The following is an 18,092-nucleotide window of genomic DNA, read 5'->3' as shown; positions in this document are numbered from 1 at the left end:
CGATGAAAGAACATCGTGGCCGTCTGACCAAGGACGGTATCCGCATCTATGAACAGGGTGACTTTGCCGGAATGCATTCGGCAGGGGCGCTGGCTGCGCGGATTCTTGACGAGATCGCAGAGCACGTATTTACCGGCCAGACCACCGGCGAGATCGATCGCCTGATCACCCAGATGGTCGAAGATGCGGGCGCGACGTCGGCGACAATTGGCTACAAAGGCTATCAGCACGCCAGCTGTATCAGCGTCAATCACGTGGTCTGCCACGGGATTCCCGGCGACAAGAAGCTGAAGGATGGCGATATCCTGAACATCGACGTCACCGTCATTGTTGATGGCTGGTTCGGCGATACTTCGCGCATGTACGTCGCAGGCAAGTTACCGCGCAAGGCCGAACGTTTGATTCAGGTCACCCACGACGCCTTGTTCAAGGGTATCGAGATGGTCAAGCCGGGCAACACGTTCGGCGATATCGGTCATGCCATTCAAACCTATGTCGAGGCCCACCGGATGAGCGTCGTGCGCGATTTCTGTGGCCACGGTCTGGGACGGGTGTTCCACGCGCCGCCGAATGTTCTGCATTACGGGCGTCCGGGTACTGGTGCGGTGCTGGAAGAGGGCATGTTCTTCACCATCGAGCCGATGGTGAATCTGGGCCGCCCCGAGACCAAGACACTGGCCGATGACTGGACCGCCGTAACCCGCGACAAATCCCTGTCGGCGCAGTTTGAGCATTCGGTCGGTGTAACGGCGGATGGGGTCGAGATCTTTACCCTGTCACCGGGCGGAAAGTATCACCCGACCTATTCGTCCTGATCAACGGCCTGTTCACGCCAGAGTTTAAGTAGCATTGTCTCTTGCCCCCACGGCGTGACGGCGTCGTGGATGAACACGGGCGCGCGCATTGGCTTGGGCGGCGGGCCGGTGGTTGTGTCGGCATCCTGGGCAAGCGCCCAGATCGGAGGGGCAATGGCGCGATCCATAGACCGATCGTAACATGCCCGGATCAGATTCCCAAAAGCCTTGGTAACTCGGCCATGTCGGTGAACAACTCGGCCCCAAGATCGGTCAATTTTTCGCCGCCCCCATGCGGAGCATAGGCCAAACAGCGCATATTGGCACGCATGGCCGCGGTCACCCCGCTGAGGCTGTCTTCAATGACGACCGGGTTCGTAGCACCGAAATGTTGCGCCGCAGCCTGAAACAGAGCCGGATCCGGCTTGGCAACCCCCAGTGCATAGGCCGAAAACATCGCGGGCTCAAATCGGTCCCACAGACCATTCTGGCCCAGCGTGATTTTCATCTTGGCGGGCGTGCCATTGGACGCAACGCAATAGGGAAGCCCGATGGCGTCAAGACAGGCCAACAGCTTTGGAACACCTGCGATCACCGGAACCCCGGCACGCAAACGGTCATCTGTTTCAGCTTCGACCTGATCAACCCAGCCAATTGGCAGCGACACCCCCATTTCCTGAGCTTTCTTTGCGCAATCTTCCGTCGTGAGCCCCATGAAAATGGATATGCACTCGGTCGCAGTCATGTGCAGACCATATCGGGCGAGACTGTCAGCCAAAGCCTGATTGGAGATAAATTCGCTATCGACCAGAACGCCGTCGCAATCGAAAATGACCAGATCATGCATGTGGATCTCCGCTTGGTTACAGCCCGGCGTAGCGAAGACAGCGCTTTGGTGCAAATCGGTGATCAGCGCATTTGTGCCCGGACAGTTTCAGTCTGAAACATCCCGCCACATCAAGGAGATATGCGTATCGCCGTACTTCCGGGTATCGTGCAACCTGAACCCGCCAGGTGCAGCCATCGGGGCGCTTTCTTCCCAGACCAGCAAAGCATCGTCGCCGATCCAAGCTCCGGCAACTGCCGCTTCGACCGCTTTCTCGCCCAGCGCCTTGCTATAGGGTGGATCAAGGAAGATCAGGTCATAGGCAGCGCCAGGATTGCCGCCCAGCTTTGTCGCATCACGTCGGACAAGGTCTGTTCGATCACTGCTGCGGGTCAGATCGATATTCTTGCGGATTAGACCCTGCGCAACGCGCCCGTCATCGACAAATGCCACATGATCGGCGCCGCGCGACAGTGCTTCGAGCCCCAACGCGCCAGTTCCAGCAAACAGGTCCAGCACGCGTAGCCCGTCAAAGTCGATCTGATGGCTCAGCACGTTGAACAGGCTTTCACGCACGCGGTCGGTGGTGGGGCGCAGATGGGCGCCCGCATCCCCTTTGCCAACCGAGGCCAAGGCGCGGCCCCGGAAGTCTCCGGCAATGACCCTCACGCTTTGAGCAGCGGCTTCAGATCCGCATCCGGGTCGGCAACAACCACCGGATCAGCGGTCTTGCCCGCTTCGATCAGACGTTTTCCGACCATATAGGCGCGCGGATCGTTCATCGCGTCCACTGCGATCAACCTGTCGCCCTTATAGTACCAGAAGGACACGGTCTGCCCCTCGCCCTTGCGCGTCACAACCCGGTCATATCCGGTATTCAGGCCCGCAATCTGCAATTTGACGTCATACTGATCCGACCAGAACCACGGCGTTGCGACGTAGTCCTTGGCGGCTCCCAGCATGTTCTGGGCCACGACCTCGGACTGATCGATGGCGTTGGGTACGCTTTCCAACCGGATACGCGCACCTGCATGCGGGAAGGACGCGCAATCGCCCGCCGCCCAGATCGACGGATCGGACGTGCGGCCATGCGCATCGGTTTTGATGCCGTTGTCCAGCTCCAGCCCCGCCATCTCGGCCAATTTGGTCGAGGGCGCAATACCCACACCAACCACGACAAAATCGACATCCAGCTGTGAACCGTCGGTCAGAACCGCTCCGGTGACTTTGCCATTGTCGCCCACCAGACGGTCCAGCCCAACACCTTCGCGGATGTCGGCGCCGTATTCGCTGTGCAGGGTGCGGAAATAGTCGCTGGTCTCGGGGGCGGCGACCCGTTGCAGGATGCGGTCGGCCATTTCGACCAGCGTCACCTTGACCCCACGCTTGGCGCAGACCGCCGCCGCCTCAAGCCCGATATAGCCGCCGCCAACGATCAGAGCGCGAGCGCCTTCGGCCACGTAGGGGCCCATATCGTCCACATGCGCCAGATCTCGCACCACATGGACACCATCCAGATCACCACCGATCGCAGCCGGCAGACGCCGCGGGTCAGAGCCGGTGGTCAGGGCCAGTTCGTCGTATGAGATCACCTCATCCCCCACAGTGACCGTTTTCGCCTGCGGATCGATACCGGTCACGCGCTGGCCCAGTCGCAGGGAGACGTTGTTGTCGGTGTAAAAACTTTCAGGGCGCAGGAACAGCCGCTCCAGCTCCATCTCGCCCAGCAGGTATGCCTTGGACAAGGGCGGGCGCTGATAGGGCAGATGCGGTTCAGCCCCTATCAGGGTGATATCGCCTTCGAACCCGTCTTTGCGCAGTCTGGCAACAAGCGAGGCGCCCGCTTGCCCGGCACCAATCACGACAATATGGCTCATGTTCCTCCCACCCTGTCGAATTCCCGTGGTTACTTCCACTTGTCCACCTATATTGCGGCTGGGACTGACTCTGCAAATCCAATCGACAGGAGCATAAAAATGATTTCAACAGGTGACACACTGCCCGAAGCAACCCTGACCCAATTGGGCGCGGATGGCCCCAAAGAGGTTCGGGTTTCAGACAAGACCAAAGGCCGCAAAGTGGTGATTTTTGCAGTGCCCGGCGCATTCACACCGACCTGCCATTCGGCCCATGTGCCCAGCTTCATGCGCACCAAGGACCAGTTCGACACCAAGGGCGTGGATGAGATCATCTGCATATCGGTCAACGATCCATTCGTCATGAATGCCTGGGGCGAAGCCACAGGTGCAACTGCGGCCGGATTGACCATGCTGGCGGATGCCGCGTCCGAGTTCACCAAAGCCATCGGCATGGATTTCGACGCCCCGCCCGCCGGTCTGATCGCGCGGTCCAAACGATATGCGATGCTGGTCGAGGACGGTAAGGTCACCGCATTGAACCTTGAGGAAAACCCAAGTGCCTGCGAAATCTCGGCTGGTGAAGGCCTGCTGGACGTCATCTGAGCCCTGCTGGCCCCGGCTGTGTCGGGGCCCGTTAACTGTATTTAACTTGATACAACGCCCTGATGTGCGAATACTTGGCGCATACAACTGGGAGTTCATTTATGAAACTAAAGGCATTTTCGTTTGTCGTGGTCAGCGCGGGCCTTTTGGCTGCCTGCGGTCCGGCCCCGACGCCACAACAGCAGGCTGCACGGCAACATGAAATCGCATGCCTCAGCGGAACATTGGGCGGTGCATTGATTGGTGGCGCCATAGGCAACCAGTTCGGTGGCGGATCGGGTAAATCGATCCTGACGGCCGCAGGCGCAGCTGCCGGTGGTTTTGAAGGTCAGAGATACGCATGCTGAGGAGAGTCGGAATGAAATATGTACTTGTTGTTGCGGCCCTAGCATTGGCCCCTGTCGCCAACGCGGAAACCGTGGCCGAACTGCATGAAAAAGAGCTGAATGCCATCGACGCAAATAATGATGGCTTTTTGTCCAAGGACGAATTCAACGCCTTTTCCGATTACGCCTTTCAGGAGATGGATGAGGACAAGAACGGCACGCTGGGTCTGAACGAAGCCAAGCCATTTCTGGATATCAAGCAATTCCAAGACGTTGATAGCAATGGCGATAGTCTTGTTTCCAAAGCCGAATACAACGCGCAGATGGAAAGTGATTTCACTGAGGCTGATCAGGACGGCAACGGCCAACTGGACTAGCCTTTTTCCAAAAGGAGCATGGGATGCGCAAATGGATTGGTTTGGGCGCGCTGGCACTGCTGGCGGCATGTGACGTGCCTCAGGCCCCTGTGGTCACCGGCCCGGACGGACAGGCGCGCATCCGGATCAATACCAGCGGTTTGACCTGTTACAACACGCGGTGTCTGGATATTGACCCGGATGCGCGCAGCGTCCGGCAGATCGGTAATCGGACAACGGGCATTCCCAGAAACATCGATGTCAGCGATGGCGCGGTAACACCTGCCGAGTTCGAGCAGTTGGGTGTTACCGCATCGCTGGCCGGTGGCATGGGGTCACGCGGCGACAGAGGTTAACACAGACTGTCCATCTTGCGCGCCAGCTTTGCGTCCAGCGCCGACAAGCCGCCCACGTCATGGGTGGACAATACAACCTCGACGGTACGGTAGACATTCGACCATTCGGGGTGATGGTTCCATTTCTCGGCCCAGATCGCCACTTGGGTCATCCAGCCGAACGCGGCAACGAAATTGCTGAAAATGAAGGTCTTGGTGATCGCATCCCGGTCTTTGACCATGGTCCAGCCGTTGTTGAACAGCGGGTCCAATAGAGGGCCACGGGTCTCGGTCGACAAAAGTTCGGTCATTGCTGTTCCTCCGGGTTCGATTTTCTAAACGGACCATAGTCCGTCAGAATCTCGATCTCTTCTCCCACTGCGCGGCCCTCGGCGTCCAGAAATTTTTTGACCGCATCGGCAAATCCCGGATCTCCGATCCAATGCAAGCTATGCGTGTGCGTTGGCAGATAACCGCGCGCCAGCTTGTGTTCGCCCTGTGCGCCAGCCTCGACGCGGGCGAGGCCATGGGCAATGGCAAAATCAATCGCCCTATAATAGCACAGTTCGAAATGCAGGCAGGCATGATGTTCAACGCAGCCCCAATAGCGGCCATACAGCGTCTCGCGCCCGATAAAGTTGAGCGCCCCGGCAATGGGATACCCATTGCGCTCGGCCAGAACCAAGGCCATATCGTCGGCCATGGTTTCCTGTGCGATATCAAAGAATTGCCGCGTCAGATATGGCGCGCCCCACTTGCGGTCACCTGTGTCCTGATAAAAGCGCCAGAACGCGTCCCAATGCTCGGACCGTAACTCGGGCCCTGTCAGAGTTCGAATCTCACCGCCAAAGTCGCAGGCTTGCGCGCGCTCTTTGCGGATATTCTTGCGCTTACGCGACGAAAGTACGGCAAGGAAGGTGTCAAAGTCAGCGTAGTCGTCATTGAGCCAGTGAAACTGCTGTGAGCTGCGCAGCATCAGGCCCATCTGCTCGCCTGCCAACGCTTCGTCCGCGGTACAAAATGTCGCGTGCAGGGACGACACGCGATTATCTGCGGCAAGTTGCACCGCGCCCTGCACCAGCGCCGACATGCCGATGCCCTCATATCCCGGCCGCACCAGAAACCGCCGGCCAGTCGCCGGGGTGAAAGGCACCGCGATTTGTAGTTTGGGGTAATACCGCCCGCCGGCGCTTTCATAGGCATGGGCCCAGCTGTGGTCGAAGATGTATTCGCCCTGGCTGTGTGATTTGGCGTACATCGGCGCCGCAGAAATCAACATCCCGTCCAGATAAGCGGTCAGGTATTGCGGCTGCCAACCGGTGCCGCGCCCGACCGAGCCGCTTTGTTCCAGGGCCAGCAGGAACCTGTGGGTGGTGAATGGATCAAGGGGCCGGCCGCCATCTGCAGCCTCGGGGCAGGCGCAACTGTCCCACTCTGTTGCAGAAATCTGCGACAGTGAGCTTAGAACCCGAACCTCGATTTGCGCCTGATCCATATACCCTCCGGGTCTGGACATTATTTGTGACGGGGCGCAGCAGGATCAAGCCGCATGCGCCGCCAGATACCCTTCGAAGGTCACATTGTCGGCAACCTCGCGCGCCTTTGCCTCTTGTTCGGGCGATCGGACGGTCCAACACAGGACCGGCACACCGCGCGCCTTCAGTTCGGCCACGCGCGGACGGTCCAGGTCATGAACCTCGTGACTGATGAAACTGGCACCGACCCGGTCGAAATCGGGTATATCGCGCAAGTGGTCACGAACATCGCCCGGCAGAAGCCAATTTTTGCTGTCAAATGAACTGGTCACCAGACCGCGCGGCAGATGCGGTGCCAAACGGGCCAGTTCGGCCACACTGTTGGGATTGAAAGACATCAGGGCCAGCGGGCCATCGTAGCCTTGTAGCGCGCGCACGGCGTCTTGTTCCAATGCTCCGACATCCGTGCCCATGGCCCCGTCCTGATCCTTGAATTCGATCAGCAGCGGCACTTGACCGGCGACCAGATCCAGCACTTCGTCCAGCATTGGAATCCCGTCCTCGGCGTACAACAACGCAGTGTCCGAGGCCTGTGCGGCGGTGATTTGCCGTATCGGGCCGGGCTGTCCGGTGAGGCGGGTCATGTCATAGTCATGAAACACCATGGCGCGCTGGTCCGAGGTCAGTTGCAGATCAATCTCGATCCCGTACCCAGCCTCGATCGCTGCGCGAATGGCCGCCCGGCTGTTTTCCGGGCGGCTGCCCGAGATATCGTGCAGTGCCCGATGTGCAATCGGAACCTGCAGGAATTCTGCTGGCAGGGATGGCGTCATTGAACTTCGAAGATGCCTTCGATTTCGACGGCCACACCCAGTGGCAGCGATGCGGCGCTGACGGCCGAGCGGGAATGACGACCTGCCTCGCCCAGCGCTTCGACCAGGAAATCGGACGCGCCGTTGATCACCTGCGGTTGCGCCGTGAAATCTGCGGTCGAGTTCACGAAACCGGTCAGTTTGATCACGCGCACCAGCTTTTCAATGTCGCCGCCGCAGGCCGCCTTGACCTGTGCCAGCAAGTTGATGGCGCACACCTTGGCCGCCGCCGCGCCTACGTCGACATCCATGTCGTCGCCCAGCTTGCCGGTGATCAGATCATCGGTCTTGGAAATCTGGCCCGAAACGTAAATGATGTTGCCCACGCGCACGAAAGGTACATAGTTGGCCGCCGGTGCAGGTGCGTCCGACAGGGTAACCCCCAGGCTTGCCAGTTTTGCTGCGATGCTCATGTGTTTGTCCTCACCTTCAATTGACTCGGGCGGACGCTAACCGGGAAGCCGCGCTTGGAAAAGCACGAAACCTGCATTTTTTGAATTGCCCGTGATCTGGGCGTAACTTCTCTTATTCCGAAGTGTTGATACAGTGTCACTTTACCCCAACCCGGCAGACGGGTTAAACGCAGGGTGTTTCATTTGAGACCGGAAACATCTATGTGACAACGACTTGTGCCGCGTCAGCACAACAGTATTGATTGAAAGCCGGGCGATACAGGTGCCAGGCAACTTTTGGAGTAGCAAAGACCGTGTTGAGCAGACTTCCTCTGAAACACCTTGTTGTTCTATCGTTGATGACCGTTTTGACGGCTTGCGCCAGTCAACCTGCTGATCAGGCCGCCCGTGGCGAAACCTTTGATCCGTACGAGGGAACCAACCGTTCGATCCACAAATTCAATCTGGGCGTTGACCGGTTCCTGTTCCGCCCGGCCTCGAAAGGGTACGTCAAGATCGTACCCGACCCGATGGTGACCAGCTTCAACAATTTCGCCGAGAATATCTCACTGCCCGGTCAGGCCGTTGATTACCTGTTGCAGGGCAATCCAAAACAGATGGGCAATGCGCTGCTGCGCTTCGTTATCAACATGACCGTCGGCGGAGCAGGTCTGTCATCCCCCGCTGACGAGCTGAACCTGCCCCCAGTGGATACCGATTTTGGCGAGACCCTGCATGTCTGGGGCTTTGGCGAAGGCGCCTATGTCGAACTGCCGCTCTACGGTCCATCGACCACGCGAGATGCGGTGGGGGTTGTCGTGAATCTGTTCTCGAATCCGATCAACTTTACGCCGGTTCGCCCAGTCGACAATATCGGTGTCTATGCCGAGGTCGTGCGGCGGATGGGGGATCGGGGACGGTTCTCGGACACCGTCGATTCGATCCTGTATGACAGCGCCGACAGCTATGCGCAGGCACGGTTGATCTTTCTGCAAAACCGCCGCTTTGAACTGGCACGGGATGATGAGGACGCCTATCTGGGCTTGTATACCGATCCCTACGCCGAAATCGGGACCGACCCTGTCAGGGACCCCTATCTAGACCCGTACGAGGACCCATATGCTGAATAACGCGTTGAACCGTCGTCATCTTATCGCCTCTGGCCTGGCGGGATTGGCTCTGACCACCCTGCCCGTATCTGTTTTTGCCCAAACTGAGGCAAGTGCCAAAGCGCTGGTCAACAGCGTGGTTACCGAAATCAATCGTGTGATCGATTCTGGGAAATCAGAAAACGCCATGTTGCGCGATTTCGAGAAGCTTTTTGTTCAATATGCCGATGTGCCGATCATGGCGCGGTATGCTCTGGGCGCCGACGCCCGTTCGGCCAGCCCGGCGCAACTGAAAAAGTTCACCAAAGCGTTTCAGGGGTATATCTCGCGCAAATATGGTCGTCGCTTCCGCGAATTCATCGGTGGCGAGGTGGAAGTACGGAACGCGCGCAAAATCAAAGCGGGTTACGAGGTCAGAACCTCGGTCAAGCTACGTGGCTCTTCGCCGTTTGAAGTGACCTTTCTGGTGTCCGACAAGTCGGGGCGCGACAAGTTCTACAACATGTTTATCGAAGGCGTGAACCTGCTGTTGACCGAGCGCACCGAGATTGGGGCAATGCTGGACGCGCGCAAGGGCAACCTGAATCAGTTGATCAAGGATCTGGGCCGGGTCGGCTGAGCCGGACCTTTCAGGGTTTACAGGCATCGCGACAAGCAAGTTGTTTTGATTTTGAAAGCCGGGGAACAACACCTGTTCGATCCCCGGACTTTGGCTACCGCTCGGGCTGTGTCTCTACGGCATATAGCTGCGTACCAGAGCGCTGGCGATCAGGGCCCAACCGTCGGCAATTACAAAAAACGCCAGTTTGAACGGCAGCGACACAATCGCAGGCGGCACCATCATCATGCCCATCGACATCAGAACAGCCGCGACCACCAGATCGATGATCAGAAACGGCAGGAAGATCAGAAACCCGATCTGAAAGGCGCGCGCAATCTCGGATAGCATGAAGGACGGCATCAACACCGAAAGAGGCGCTTGCGGCGATAATTCCATCGCGTCGCCACCGGGACGCAACGCTGCCATCGCCTGAAACGTATCCACATCCAACCGGGCAGCCATGAAAACGCGGAACGGTTCCAGAGCGCGCTGCAACGCCGGCTCGACCTCCATCGTTTCTTCAACCATCGGGCGGATTCCGGCAGTCCAGGCCTCGGTAAACACCGGCTCCATGATGAAGTAGGTCAGAAACAGGGCCAGACTGACGATCAGCATGTTGGGCGGCGATTGCTGCAGCCCGATACCTTGCCGCAAGATGGCCAGAACGGTAATCAGAAACGGGAAACAGGTAATCATGATGGCCAACCCCGGTGCAAGGCTGAGCACGGTGATCAGCAGGATCAACTGGATAGTCCGCGCCGATATTGATCCGCCGTCACCCAGCGACAAGGTCATATCCTGCGCGGCGGCCAATGACGGGGTCATCAGAGCCGCCGCGATCATCAACCCGGTCAGAAGACGCATCATCCAATTCCGTTTTGAAGGTCGGCAATCTCGGTCAGGCGCACCGCAAGTTGGCCGGCCTGATCGCCTTCCATTTCTTCCAGCAGGCCGCGGGCAACCAACTGGTCGCCAACATACAGATCCACAGGGTCCTCAATCCGCTTGTCCAGGGTCAGAACGGCGTTTTCACCCATGTTCAGCAAGTCCCGGATCAATGGGCGCGCACGGCCAACCGACACGGTCACCTCAATCGGAACGGAATCGAAAGGGTTGGATTTTTCGGGTTTCGGGGTCTGGGTGTCACTCATTCGACAAAGCCTCTCTTGCCTCAAACACATACGAGTCGAATGCCCGCGCGACCGAAGTCAGCAGGGCGCTGCAATCCACCTCGCGCCGGGACATCCCCACCTGCAACCGCGCCTGTCCCGGCCCAAGCGAGGGATCTTCGATCAGGCGTGGAGCAGGGGACAAGTCCGACGGAATGAGCGATTCCACATCCTCGGACCGCCCTTCCGGCACCATGATCTGCATCGGTTGTTCGATTTGCTCGCGGGCCATGTCACACAATTGTTCGACCAGACAGGCGGCAAAGCCACGCTCGATCACGTCCGGCAGAACGGCTTGGGACAGGCTTTGGAACATCGGCTCAAGCGACAGGATCATGCGGGTGATTGCTTCGTGATAGGTGAAGGACATGTCCTCCAACGATTTGCTCAGTTCGGCCGAGACTTGACCCCGGCTTTGTTGCTGGGCCTGCACCGCATCGTCCCATCCAGCGCCATAGCCCTGCTCGAACGCGGCAAGGCGTTGTTCTTCCAGCGCTTCCTCATCCAGCAAGTGGACCGCGCCACCACCGACCTGAACCGTGAAATCCTCAAGAAGATGGGCTATCGACATCACACCCTCTCCTCACCTTCTTCAAGCCAGTTGCGCAGGATTTCGACCGTTTCTTCCTGCTTGTCGCCAATCATCGCGCGCAGCCTATCCACCGGATCTTCGGTCGTTCCCACACCAAGCGCCGGAACATCAGCCTGCGTTGGCAGCGACGTGAACTCGGACACAGCGTCGGGTGCAATTTCACCCGTAAGAACCGAAGTGCCATCGGCATCGGGCCCGGCAGCCGCAGGCAGCAACGCCGGGGCCATAGCGGGTTTCATCAGGATCGGGCGGATCACGAACAGCGCCAGAACCATGGACACAAGGCCCAGAACAGCCATCTGAATCAGTGACATGGCATCCAGATGGATGTTCTGCCACATCGATGCCGAGGCCAGCGTTCCCTGCGGTTCAACCACGGGTAAATCCAGGGATTTCAAGGTAATCACATCCCCGCGCGCCGCGTCAAACCCGACGGCTGATGCCACCAGCTCCTCCAACGCGCCCAGTTCCGATTGTGGCAGCGGGGCGAAGGTTTCAACTCCGGCCGCATCCTCCGCACGTATCCCGTTGACCAGAACCGCAACCGTCAACCGCTTGATCGCTCCGGGGGCGTTGTGAACCTCAAGCTCGGTTTCGGACACTTCGTAATTCACGCGCTCGCGGGTCTGAGTGCCAGTGGAATTCGATTCATCACCACCCGCGCCATCCCCATCCGGCAAATTCGAGGCAACCGTGACATCAGAAGACTGATTGCGGGCACTGTCTGAACGCTCTTCAACATCGGTGCTGATCGCAACGCGACCTTTGGGGTCAAAACGCCGCTCGCGGATCGATTCGGTCTTGGTCACCGTGTCGACGCTGACCTCAACCACTGCATTGCCTGTGCCGACGCGCGCCTCAACCAGCCGCAATACCCGCTCGCGCAATTGACGGGATTTGTCATCGGCCGTATCGGCAGCCACCGCAGTGTCCTGCCCTCCAACAACCGTACCGTTGGAATCGATGACGGTCACATTTTCGGGGGCCAGACCGCTGACTGCTGAGGCCACAAGAAACCGGATCGCCTTGGCCTGATCGCCCGTGATTTCCGCTCCCGAAGGTACCAGATAGACCGACGCGGTCGGCGCCACACTGCGCTGAAACGGATTTGCGGATCCGTTCGCGATATGAACCCGCGCCTGACTGACATGAGGACCACCGACGATGGTGCGCGCCAGCTCTCCCTCTTTGGCGCGCCAATAGGCAGCGTCGAACATCTGGGACGTGGTACCGAAACCGCTGAGTGAATCCAGCAGCTCATAACCCCGGTTTCCGTTTGCGGGCAGGCCTTCGCTGGCCAATGTCATTCGCAGCTCGTCCCGCTGGGCGCCCGACACGTAAATCGATCCGCCACGGATTGCATAGGCGACGCCGCGCTGGTCCAACGAGCGGACAACATCCCCGGCAGCGCCGCTTTCCAGCCCCGCATAAAGCAGCGTCATCGACGGCGCGCTCACCAGCCGCGACATTCCAAGAACCCCAAGAAACACCAGCACGACCGCACCGGCAACGATGATTTGTTTACGCCTGTCCAAATTCATCCAGACAGTTCCGATCTGCTGCACGCTCACCTCCGACTCGCCGACATTCTGCCCGGCGCACCCCTTGTTTGGACGATTGCCCTTAACAATCGGTTAGTCCCTGCGGGGTTATGACGGGTGCAGAACGGATGGATGAGGACGTCATGACCGACGCAACTGCTGAACAGGCTGAAGCTTCTGAAAAAAAGGGAAAGAAAGGAATAGTTATCGGGCTGATTCTGGCCGCAGCCGGGGCAGCAGGCGGTTACTTTCTGACCTCTTCCGGGCTGTTGCCCATTGGTGGAAAATCGGAAAAGGCCGAAGCTTACGAGACGGAAAAAGATAAGCCAGCCAAGGCGCTTGCGGATGTGGGATTCGTCGATCTTCCACCTGTGATCGTATCCGTGAATTCGGGTAACTCACGGCATCTTAAGTTTCACGCGCAGCTCGAAGTTAACACCCCGTACATCGCTGATGTGGAAAAAATGCAACCGCGAATCATGGATGTCCTGAACGGATACCTGCGGGCGCTCGAAGTGTCGGACTTTGAGGATTCTCTGGCTTTGATGCGCATCCGGGGGCACTTGCTGCGTCGCATCGGAATTGTCGTCGGTGAAGGCCGTGTGCGCGACGTTCTGGTGATGGAATTTGTACTGAATTAGGAGGCGAAATTGGAGCTGATTGCGGATATTTTGCTGGTCGCCGGCGCATTGGGCGCGGGCCTGTATTGCTTTGTGCTGTCGCGACGGCTCAAACGGTTTACCGATCTGGAAAAAGGTGTGGGTGGTGCGGTTGCCGTCCTGTCCTCGCAGGCGGATGAGTTGAAAAAATCTCTGGATAGCGCACGGTCGTCATCTGATCGCTCTGGTGACGCGTTAAAGGAGCTGACCCAGCGCGCGGAAACGGTGGCGCAGCGCCTGGAACTCATGATGGCTTCGATGCATGACGTGATCCCGCATGAGGATACCGAGTCGACGACAGCCGCAGAAGCCGAAGCCTCGGACGATCAGCCCGAAGATACGGTGGAACCGGAGGTCGAGGAGGAGGACAAAGAGCCCGCCGCGCCCGAACTGGAAAACAAGACCGCGCCTGACACTCCCACCAAGGCCCCGGAAGGGTTGATGTTCTTTCGACATCATCGCAAGCAGAGCGAGGCCGCAAAATGAGCAGCACCCCGGCAAGCAAGGGGCGCAACCGCCCACGTGGCGGGGTCCTCACGGTAATTTCCTTGTTGATGATTGGCTCGGCTGCCATCCGGGTGGGGTTGGAGGCCGGTCCAGCCCTCGCAAAGTCAGCAGAGCCTCAGCAAACCGACAACACATCAGCAATGGCTGACACGCGCGATGTTCAAGTTGTCCTCACAGAACTTCTGCGTCGTGAAGAGCGCGTGAAACAACGTGAAGACGCTTTGCGCGATATGGAAAAGGCGTTGGAGATTGCAGACCTCGCGATCGAGACGCGATTGGTCGCCCTGCAAGAAGCCGAAGAAACCCTGCGCGCGACATTGGCGGTCGCGGACAAGGCGGCTGAAACCGATCTGACACGCCTCACGGACGTGTATCAGAGCATGAAACCCAAAGATGCCGCTGCATTGTTCGAAACCATGGACCCAACTTTTGCGGCTGGTTTCCTGTCTCGCATGCCCCCGGATGCGGCAGCGGGCGTGCTGGCTGGCCTCAGCCCCGAGGCGGCATACACGATCAGCGTCGTTATGGCGGGTCGCAACGCCACTGTCCCGCAGGAGTAAGCGCCCGTGTTCCCCAAACCTGTGCTGGAAATTGCTGGAGATCGCAAATGATTGGAGTTGTTGGAATTGTCGTCATTTTCGTGATGGTGTTCGGCGGTTATCTGGCCGCAGGCGGTAAGATGGCCATCATTATGAAATCGCTTCCTTTTGAGATGATGATGATCGGTGGCGCCGCCGTTGGTGCGTTTCTGATCAGCAACGATATGGGGGGTGTAAAACACACACTCAAAGACATGGGTAAAGTCTTCAAGGGACCGAAATGGAAACCCGAGGATTACCGCGACCTGCTGTGTCTGCTATTTTCGTTGATCCGAATCGCACGTGCGAACCCTGTCGAGGTGGAACAACATATCGAAGACCCCGAAAACTCGACCCTGTTTTCTACCTATCCCAGAATCATGGCCGACAAGGAAGCGGTTGATCTGATATGCGACACGATGCGATCCGCCGCGATGAACTATGATGATCCGCATCAGGTCGAGGAAGTTCTTGAAAAGCGGATGGAGACCAATTTTCACCACGCCATGCATTCCAGCCACGCCTTACAGACCGTGGCGGATGGCCTTCCGGCGCTTGGGATCGTTGCTGCCGTACTGGGTGTGATCAAGACGATGGGTTCGATTGACCAACCACCCGAAGTGCTTGGGAAGCTGATCGGCGGCGCGCTGGTCGGCACTTTTTTGGGCGTCTTTCTTGCCTATGGGCTGGTTGGTCCGTTTTCGGGCAAGCTGAAGTCCGTCGTGGAAGAGGACAACCACTTCTATCAACTGATCAAAGAGGTCCTCGTTGCCAATCTGCACAACCATAATGCCGCCATGTGCATCGAGGTCGGCCGTCAGAACACTCCAACCCACAACCGCCCCGGCTTTTCCGAACTTGAAGACGCGTTGAAGGAACTCAAGCAGGCGGCGGCATGACCCGAACTTGTGTCTTGGCTTCGCTTCTCATCACGATGGCAACAGGCGCGGCGTCTCAGGAAATTACCGTGCGCTCGGGCGAGCATGATGGCTACACGCGGCTTGTCTTCAATGTGCCGCCGGGTACCGATTGGGTTCTGGCGCAACGCAAGAACGGCGCGCGACTGACCGTCGCGATGGATGACGTCACCTATCGGACTGGCCCGGTGTTTGGTCGACTATCGACAAACCGCCTAGCGTCCCTGTCGCAGACCAAACCCGGGGCCGCGCTTGAGATGGAATTCGGATGCGACTGCGTGGCATCGGCCTTTTTGTTCCAAAAATCGATGATTGTCGTGGACATCGAACCCGGCACATCGCTACCGCCTCTGATCGCTGATATTCCGCTGCCGGTTTCACGGCAAGAGGTCCAAAATGTACAACCGCCCAAGACCCCTGCCCCGGTGGCGGCGCTGAATCTGTCGCTTTTGAATCGGAATGGGCAAGGATTTAAGGACCAATTGTCGATCCGTCTGCTGCAAGGGGCTGATCGGCATATCCTTGATCTTAATCTGGCCCCCATCGGACCCCGCAGTTCCTTAACGGCGGAAAGCACGACGTTGCCGCCAGACTTGAGCTCGAACGTCAGTCTTTCCACGGTTCTTGATGATCTGGTCGGTCTGCCAAGAGCTGAATTTCCGCAAATCGAAGCGAAACCGATCTGTTTTTCAAGTGCCGAGCTTGGCTTTAATGGCTGGTCTGATGCACGCCCGTTCCCCGATCAGGTGGCAGAATTCAGGGCTGGATTGTTTCACGAATTCGATCGGCTTGACGACGCTCGGGTCGTAGACCTCGCCAAACTTTATGCATTTCATGGCTTTGGCGCCGAGGCGAGCAGTGTGTTGGGCTTGCTGGAAACGCAACCTTCTGACGCGGCGTGGGTGTCTACGATTGCTCGGGTCGTGGATGAGCGCCAGACCATAGCGCCGAACCCGTTTGGTGGTTTGCAACACTGCAACAGTGACGCGGCGCTTTGGGCCGTTTTGACCGAACAAGCCTTGGCATCCGATGCTCGGTTGGAGGTGGTTGAACAAAGTTTTGCCCGGTTGCCCGATCACCTCAGGCGCAACCTTGGGCCACGGCTTTCCTCAATCCTTGTCGACGCTGAGGAATTGGAGGCTGCGCGTCGCATATTGCGCTCGGTGGATCGCGTCGAGCGGAACGGGCATCCGGACGTTTCGCAGGCCAAGGCTGAGGTCGCCGAAGCCGAAGGCGACGACACGCGCGCCGAAGCCCTGCTAACCGAAATCATTGCCGCCCCGGATGCGGCGATTGAGGCCCCCTTGGCCCTTGCGCGTTTAGTGGAAAAACGTTGGGCGGATCGGGGGGCAGTGTCCTCGCAGGAACTTGGGTTGGCCGCCTCTTACGCGACAGAGTTCCGGCGTTCGGAAATTGGCCCCTTGATGATGCGAACACATGCGATTGCTCTGGGTTTGAGCCACGAATTTGACACTGCGTTTGATCTGGTGCGCGCCCTTCCACAAGGCGACGACGCGGCAGGCACACTGAACCGGCATCTGCAATTGCTTGCTGAACGTTCAGATGACGTGATATTTTTGCGCCAAACCCTGGAGATGCCTTCGGATATGGTCGATGCGCTGACGATTGATACCGCCATCGCCCTGTCTGAGCGTTTCGCCTCGCTTGGATTTGCGACCCAAACCTTTGCCCTTGCCAACAGGCAACACGATACTACCAGGCGATCGGATCGGGCACGGCTGCGCGCGCGCGCGGCCCTGATGAATGGCCGCCCGCATCAGGCGATGTTGGAGCTGGCGGAAGATACCTCCGAAGATGCTGCCGCGCTACGGGTGCAGGCCATGGATGCGATCGAAGATTTTGCGTCAGCTGGTGGGATGCTGCGCGATCTCGGCGATACGGGCGCTGCGAACCGTTATTTTTGGCTGGCGGGGTTACGGGAACTGATCGACGCAGAGGCGGTTGGGAAATTCGCCGATCTGAACGAAACAACACAAGCATTGTCCAACCCGCCGGTCCGATTGTTGGATACACCCTTAGCGGATGCTGCCAACATGCTCAGAGATAGCGAGGCCGCCCGCCAACAGATTGCCGAATTACTCAAAACCGTCCGGCAGGAGTAATGCACTGATCACTGGAGCGCAAAGTGACCCTCGACCGTCTGCGTAGCGGCACGGAGATTGCCTTGCGTCCCAGCGCAAAGGCTATGCTTAGGTGTCATGCTTGATCCAGAGCTAGGTCACTGCGGCAATATCGGCTACGCGCGCATCTCGGACGATTGGCGCTGAGCTTGCAGATCTTTTGTGATCGCATCGTCTTTTATCATCGAAACTGTGAGCGCAACATCATGGGGCTTCGAAACACGATGTTCTGAGGCGGCGATCTCGGCACCAGCCCAGCGATCTTGTCGTAACCGTATGGAGCAGTCGTTTTCAGCAACGTGGGTTCGCTGACTCGAGTGGGCGGACGGTCAAGATCGTGACCATGTGCGGTTGCTGTGGGATGATTACCCAAGCAGGAAAGCCAGCTAAAAGTCGGGATGGGCGTGTACCCTGTTTTCGACGCCAGTGTCGGGAACAGG

24 protein-coding genes are annotated in these 18,092 nt (G+C 58.3%); 12 read left to right on the top strand and 12 right to left on the bottom strand.

Features of this window, described 5'->3' with window-relative positions:
• Positions 1-2: 2 nt before the first annotated feature.
• Positions 3-815 carry a type I methionyl aminopeptidase gene (gene map / locus HW561_RS10170; protein WP_176864300.1) on the top strand — a complete coding sequence of 271 codons (813 nt, stop codon included), beginning with the start codon at positions 3-5 and terminating at the stop codon, positions 813-815.
• Here the strand turns inward: map and HW561_RS10165 are convergent.
• The 4 genes from HW561_RS10165 to HW561_RS10150 all read right to left on the bottom strand — a co-directional run bounded on the left by HW561_RS10165 (position 803) and on the right by HW561_RS10150 (position 3,497).
• On the bottom strand, positions 803-982 hold the full coding sequence (locus tag HW561_RS10165; RefSeq protein WP_176864299.1) for a hypothetical protein: 180 nt from the start codon (positions 980-982) through the stop codon (positions 803-805). The genes map and HW561_RS10165 overlap by 13 nt on opposite strands.
• A gap of 23 nt (positions 983-1,005) precedes the next feature.
• The gene (locus HW561_RS10160; protein WP_176864298.1) at positions 1,006-1,641 is read right to left on the bottom strand and encodes an HAD family hydrolase; all 636 of its coding nucleotides are present in this window, start codon (positions 1,639-1,641) and stop codon (positions 1,006-1,008) included.
• 87 nt (positions 1,642-1,728) lie between these two features.
• Positions 1,729-2,289 carry a 16S rRNA (guanine(966)-N(2))-methyltransferase RsmD gene (gene rsmD / locus HW561_RS10155; RefSeq protein WP_176864297.1) on the bottom strand — a complete coding sequence of 187 codons (561 nt, stop codon included), beginning with the start codon at positions 2,287-2,289 and terminating at the stop codon, positions 1,729-1,731.
• Positions 2,286-3,497 carry an NAD(P)/FAD-dependent oxidoreductase gene (locus HW561_RS10150; protein ID WP_176864295.1) on the bottom strand — a complete coding sequence of 404 codons (1,212 nt, stop codon included), beginning with the start codon at positions 3,495-3,497 and terminating at the stop codon, positions 2,286-2,288. Before HW561_RS10150 ends, rsmD begins: the two co-directional genes overlap by 4 nt.
• A 99-nt stretch (positions 3,498-3,596) precedes the next feature.
• Here HW561_RS10150 and HW561_RS10145 point away from each other — a divergent pair, with 99 nt between their 5' ends.
• From HW561_RS10145 to HW561_RS10130, 4 genes are all read left to right on the top strand, one after another.
• Entirely contained in the window at positions 3,597-4,082 is a 486-nt protein-coding gene (locus HW561_RS10145) for a peroxiredoxin (protein WP_176864293.1), read from the top strand.
• Positions 4,083-4,183: 101 nt separating this feature from the next.
• On the top strand, positions 4,184-4,429 hold the full coding sequence (locus HW561_RS24195) for a glycine zipper 2TM domain-containing protein (protein WP_176864291.1): 246 nt from the start codon (positions 4,184-4,186) through the stop codon (positions 4,427-4,429).
• Between the two features lie 11 nt (positions 4,430-4,440).
• Positions 4,441-4,785: an EF-hand domain-containing protein gene (locus tag HW561_RS10135; RefSeq protein WP_176864289.1), complete on the top strand. Its 345-nt coding sequence runs from the start codon at positions 4,441-4,443 to the stop codon at positions 4,783-4,785.
• Positions 4,786-4,808: 23 nt separating this feature from the next.
• The gene (locus tag HW561_RS10130) at positions 4,809-5,120 is read left to right on the top strand and encodes a hypothetical protein (protein ID WP_176864287.1); all 312 of its coding nucleotides are present in this window, start codon (positions 4,809-4,811) and stop codon (positions 5,118-5,120) included.
• Here HW561_RS10130 and HW561_RS10125 read toward each other — a convergent pair.
• The 4 genes from HW561_RS10125 to HW561_RS10110 are packed head-to-tail and all read right to left on the bottom strand — an operon-like array spanning position 5,117 to position 7,859.
• Positions 5,117-5,410: a 4a-hydroxytetrahydrobiopterin dehydratase gene (locus tag HW561_RS10125; protein ID WP_176864285.1), complete on the bottom strand. Its 294-nt coding sequence runs from the start codon at positions 5,408-5,410 to the stop codon at positions 5,117-5,119. The two genes, HW561_RS10130 and HW561_RS10125, sit on opposite strands and share 4 nt — an antisense overlap.
• Positions 5,407-6,594, bottom strand: coding sequence for a GNAT family N-acetyltransferase (locus tag HW561_RS10120; protein ID WP_176864283.1), 1,188 nt, complete (start codon positions 6,592-6,594; stop codon positions 5,407-5,409). Before HW561_RS10120 ends, HW561_RS10125 begins: the two co-directional genes overlap by 4 nt.
• 45 nt (positions 6,595-6,639) lie before the next feature.
• A complete protein-coding gene (locus HW561_RS10115; protein WP_176864281.1) occupies positions 6,640-7,407 on the bottom strand; it encodes a glycerophosphodiester phosphodiesterase family protein in 768 nt (255 codons plus the stop codon).
• Entirely contained in the window at positions 7,404-7,859 is a 456-nt protein-coding gene (locus HW561_RS10110) for a RidA family protein (RefSeq protein WP_176864278.1), read from the bottom strand. The genes HW561_RS10115 and HW561_RS10110 overlap by 4 nt, the downstream gene beginning before the upstream one ends.
• Before the next feature lie 338 nt (positions 7,860-8,197).
• Between HW561_RS10110 and HW561_RS10105 the strand changes: the two genes are divergently transcribed.
• Entirely contained in the window at positions 8,198-8,968 is a 771-nt protein-coding gene (locus HW561_RS10105; protein WP_176864470.1) for an MlaA family lipoprotein, read from the top strand.
• A complete protein-coding gene (locus HW561_RS10100; protein WP_176864276.1) occupies positions 8,958-9,566 on the top strand; it encodes an MlaC/ttg2D family ABC transporter substrate-binding protein in 609 nt (202 codons plus the stop codon). The genes HW561_RS10105 and HW561_RS10100 overlap by 11 nt, the downstream gene beginning before the upstream one ends.
• Before the next feature lie 114 nt (positions 9,567-9,680).
• Here the strand turns inward: HW561_RS10100 and fliP are convergent, their stop codons facing one another.
• From fliP to fliF, 4 genes are read right to left on the bottom strand one after another with little or no spacing between them, the layout of a single operon-like run.
• Positions 9,681-10,415: a flagellar type III secretion system pore protein FliP gene (gene fliP / locus HW561_RS10095; RefSeq protein WP_176864274.1), complete on the bottom strand. Its 735-nt coding sequence runs from the start codon at positions 10,413-10,415 to the stop codon at positions 9,681-9,683.
• The gene (locus HW561_RS10090) at positions 10,412-10,699 is read right to left on the bottom strand and encodes a FliM/FliN family flagellar motor switch protein (RefSeq protein ID WP_176864272.1); all 288 of its coding nucleotides are present in this window, start codon (positions 10,697-10,699) and stop codon (positions 10,412-10,414) included. The genes fliP and HW561_RS10090 overlap by 4 nt, the downstream gene beginning before the upstream one ends.
• Complete coding sequence (locus HW561_RS10085; protein WP_176864270.1) at positions 10,692-11,288, bottom strand: FliH/SctL family protein; 597 nt, start codon at positions 11,286-11,288, stop codon at positions 10,692-10,694. Before HW561_RS10085 ends, HW561_RS10090 begins: the two co-directional genes overlap by 8 nt.
• Positions 11,288-12,874: a flagellar basal-body MS-ring/collar protein FliF gene (gene fliF, locus HW561_RS10080; RefSeq protein WP_176864268.1), complete on the bottom strand. Its 1,587-nt coding sequence runs from the start codon at positions 12,872-12,874 to the stop codon at positions 11,288-11,290. The genes HW561_RS10085 and fliF overlap by 1 nt, the downstream gene beginning before the upstream one ends.
• 119 nt (positions 12,875-12,993) lie before the next feature.
• Here fliF and HW561_RS10075 point away from each other — a divergent pair, with 119 nt between their 5' ends.
• From HW561_RS10075 to HW561_RS10055, 5 genes are read left to right on the top strand one after another with little or no spacing between them, the layout of a single operon-like run.
• On the top strand, positions 12,994-13,491 hold the full coding sequence (locus HW561_RS10075) for a flagellar basal body-associated FliL family protein (protein WP_235962853.1): 498 nt from the start codon (positions 12,994-12,996) through the stop codon (positions 13,489-13,491).
• A gap of 9 nt (positions 13,492-13,500) precedes the next feature.
• A complete protein-coding gene (locus HW561_RS10070) occupies positions 13,501-13,995 on the top strand; it encodes a hypothetical protein (RefSeq protein ID WP_176864264.1) in 495 nt (164 codons plus the stop codon).
• Positions 13,992-14,576, top strand: coding sequence for a MotE family protein (locus HW561_RS10065; protein ID WP_176864262.1), 585 nt, complete (start codon positions 13,992-13,994; stop codon positions 14,574-14,576). The genes HW561_RS10070 and HW561_RS10065 overlap by 4 nt, the downstream gene beginning before the upstream one ends.
• 47 nt (positions 14,577-14,623) lie before the next feature.
• Entirely contained in the window at positions 14,624-15,493 is an 870-nt protein-coding gene (gene motA / locus HW561_RS10060; protein WP_176864260.1) for a flagellar motor stator protein MotA, read from the top strand.
• Positions 15,490-17,634: a hypothetical protein gene (locus tag HW561_RS10055; protein ID WP_176864258.1), complete on the top strand. Its 2,145-nt coding sequence runs from the start codon at positions 15,490-15,492 to the stop codon at positions 17,632-17,634. The genes motA and HW561_RS10055 overlap by 4 nt, the downstream gene beginning before the upstream one ends.
• Positions 17,635-18,092 lie beyond the last annotated feature (458 nt).

The organism is Ruegeria haliotis (assembly GCF_013377785.1).
GTDB lineage: Bacteria > Pseudomonadota > Alphaproteobacteria > Rhodobacterales > Rhodobacteraceae > Ruegeria > Ruegeria haliotis.
Note: the sequence above shows the minus strand (reverse complement) of the source record. Positions and strands in the feature narration are given on the sequence as shown.

Bases quoted from the DNA above. Each gene is read 5' to 3' on its own strand.
- HW561_RS10065 (WP_176864262.1), top strand. From the start codon at position 13,992: ATGAGCAGCACCCCGGCAAGCAAGGGGCGCAACCGCCCACGTGGCGGG.
- HW561_RS10125 (WP_176864285.1), bottom strand. From the start codon at position 5,410: ATGACCGAACTTTTGTCGACCGAGACCCGTGGCCCTCTATTGGACCCG.
- HW561_RS10100 (WP_176864276.1), top strand. From the start codon at position 8,958: ATGCTGAATAACGCGTTGAACCGTCGTCATCTTATCGCCTCTGGCCTG.
- HW561_RS10115 (WP_176864281.1), bottom strand. From the start codon at position 7,407: ATGACGCCATCCCTGCCAGCAGAATTCCTGCAGGTTCCGATTGCACAT.
- HW561_RS10160 (WP_176864298.1), bottom strand. From the start codon at position 1,641: ATGCATGATCTGGTCATTTTCGATTGCGACGGCGTTCTGGTCGATAGC.
- fliP (WP_176864274.1), bottom strand. From the start codon at position 10,415: ATGATGCGTCTTCTGACCGGGTTGATGATCGCGGCGGCTCTGATGACC.
- HW561_RS10150 (WP_176864295.1), bottom strand. From the start codon at position 3,497: ATGAGCCATATTGTCGTGATTGGTGCCGGGCAAGCGGGCGCCTCGCTT.
- map (WP_176864300.1), top strand. From the start codon at position 3: ATGAAAGAACATCGTGGCCGTCTGACCAAGGACGGTATCCGCATCTAT.
- HW561_RS10085 (WP_176864270.1), bottom strand. From the start codon at position 11,288: ATGTCGATAGCCCATCTTCTTGAGGATTTCACGGTTCAGGTCGGTGGT.
- HW561_RS10165 (WP_176864299.1), bottom strand. From the start codon at position 982: ATGGATCGCGCCATTGCCCCTCCGATCTGGGCGCTTGCCCAGGATGCC.
- HW561_RS10135 (WP_176864289.1), top strand. From the start codon at position 4,441: ATGAAATATGTACTTGTTGTTGCGGCCCTAGCATTGGCCCCTGTCGCC.
- HW561_RS10130 (WP_176864287.1), top strand. From the start codon at position 4,809: ATGCGCAAATGGATTGGTTTGGGCGCGCTGGCACTGCTGGCGGCATGT.
- HW561_RS10105 (WP_176864470.1), top strand. From the start codon at position 8,198: ATGACCGTTTTGACGGCTTGCGCCAGTCAACCTGCTGATCAGGCCGCC.
- HW561_RS10120 (WP_176864283.1), bottom strand. From the start codon at position 6,594: ATGGATCAGGCGCAAATCGAGGTTCGGGTTCTAAGCTCACTGTCGCAG.
- HW561_RS10055 (WP_176864258.1), top strand. From the start codon at position 15,490: ATGACCCGAACTTGTGTCTTGGCTTCGCTTCTCATCACGATGGCAACA.
- HW561_RS24195 (WP_176864291.1), top strand. From the start codon at position 4,184: ATGAAACTAAAGGCATTTTCGTTTGTCGTGGTCAGCGCGGGCCTTTTG.
- HW561_RS10090 (WP_176864272.1), bottom strand. From the start codon at position 10,699: ATGAGTGACACCCAGACCCCGAAACCCGAAAAATCCAACCCTTTCGAT.
- HW561_RS10145 (WP_176864293.1), top strand. From the start codon at position 3,597: ATGATTTCAACAGGTGACACACTGCCCGAAGCAACCCTGACCCAATTG.
- HW561_RS10110 (WP_176864278.1), bottom strand. From the start codon at position 7,859: ATGAGCATCGCAGCAAAACTGGCAAGCCTGGGGGTTACCCTGTCGGAC.
- HW561_RS10075 (WP_235962853.1), top strand. From the start codon at position 12,994: ATGACCGACGCAACTGCTGAACAGGCTGAAGCTTCTGAAAAAAAGGGA.
- motA (WP_176864260.1), top strand. From the start codon at position 14,624: ATGATTGGAGTTGTTGGAATTGTCGTCATTTTCGTGATGGTGTTCGGC.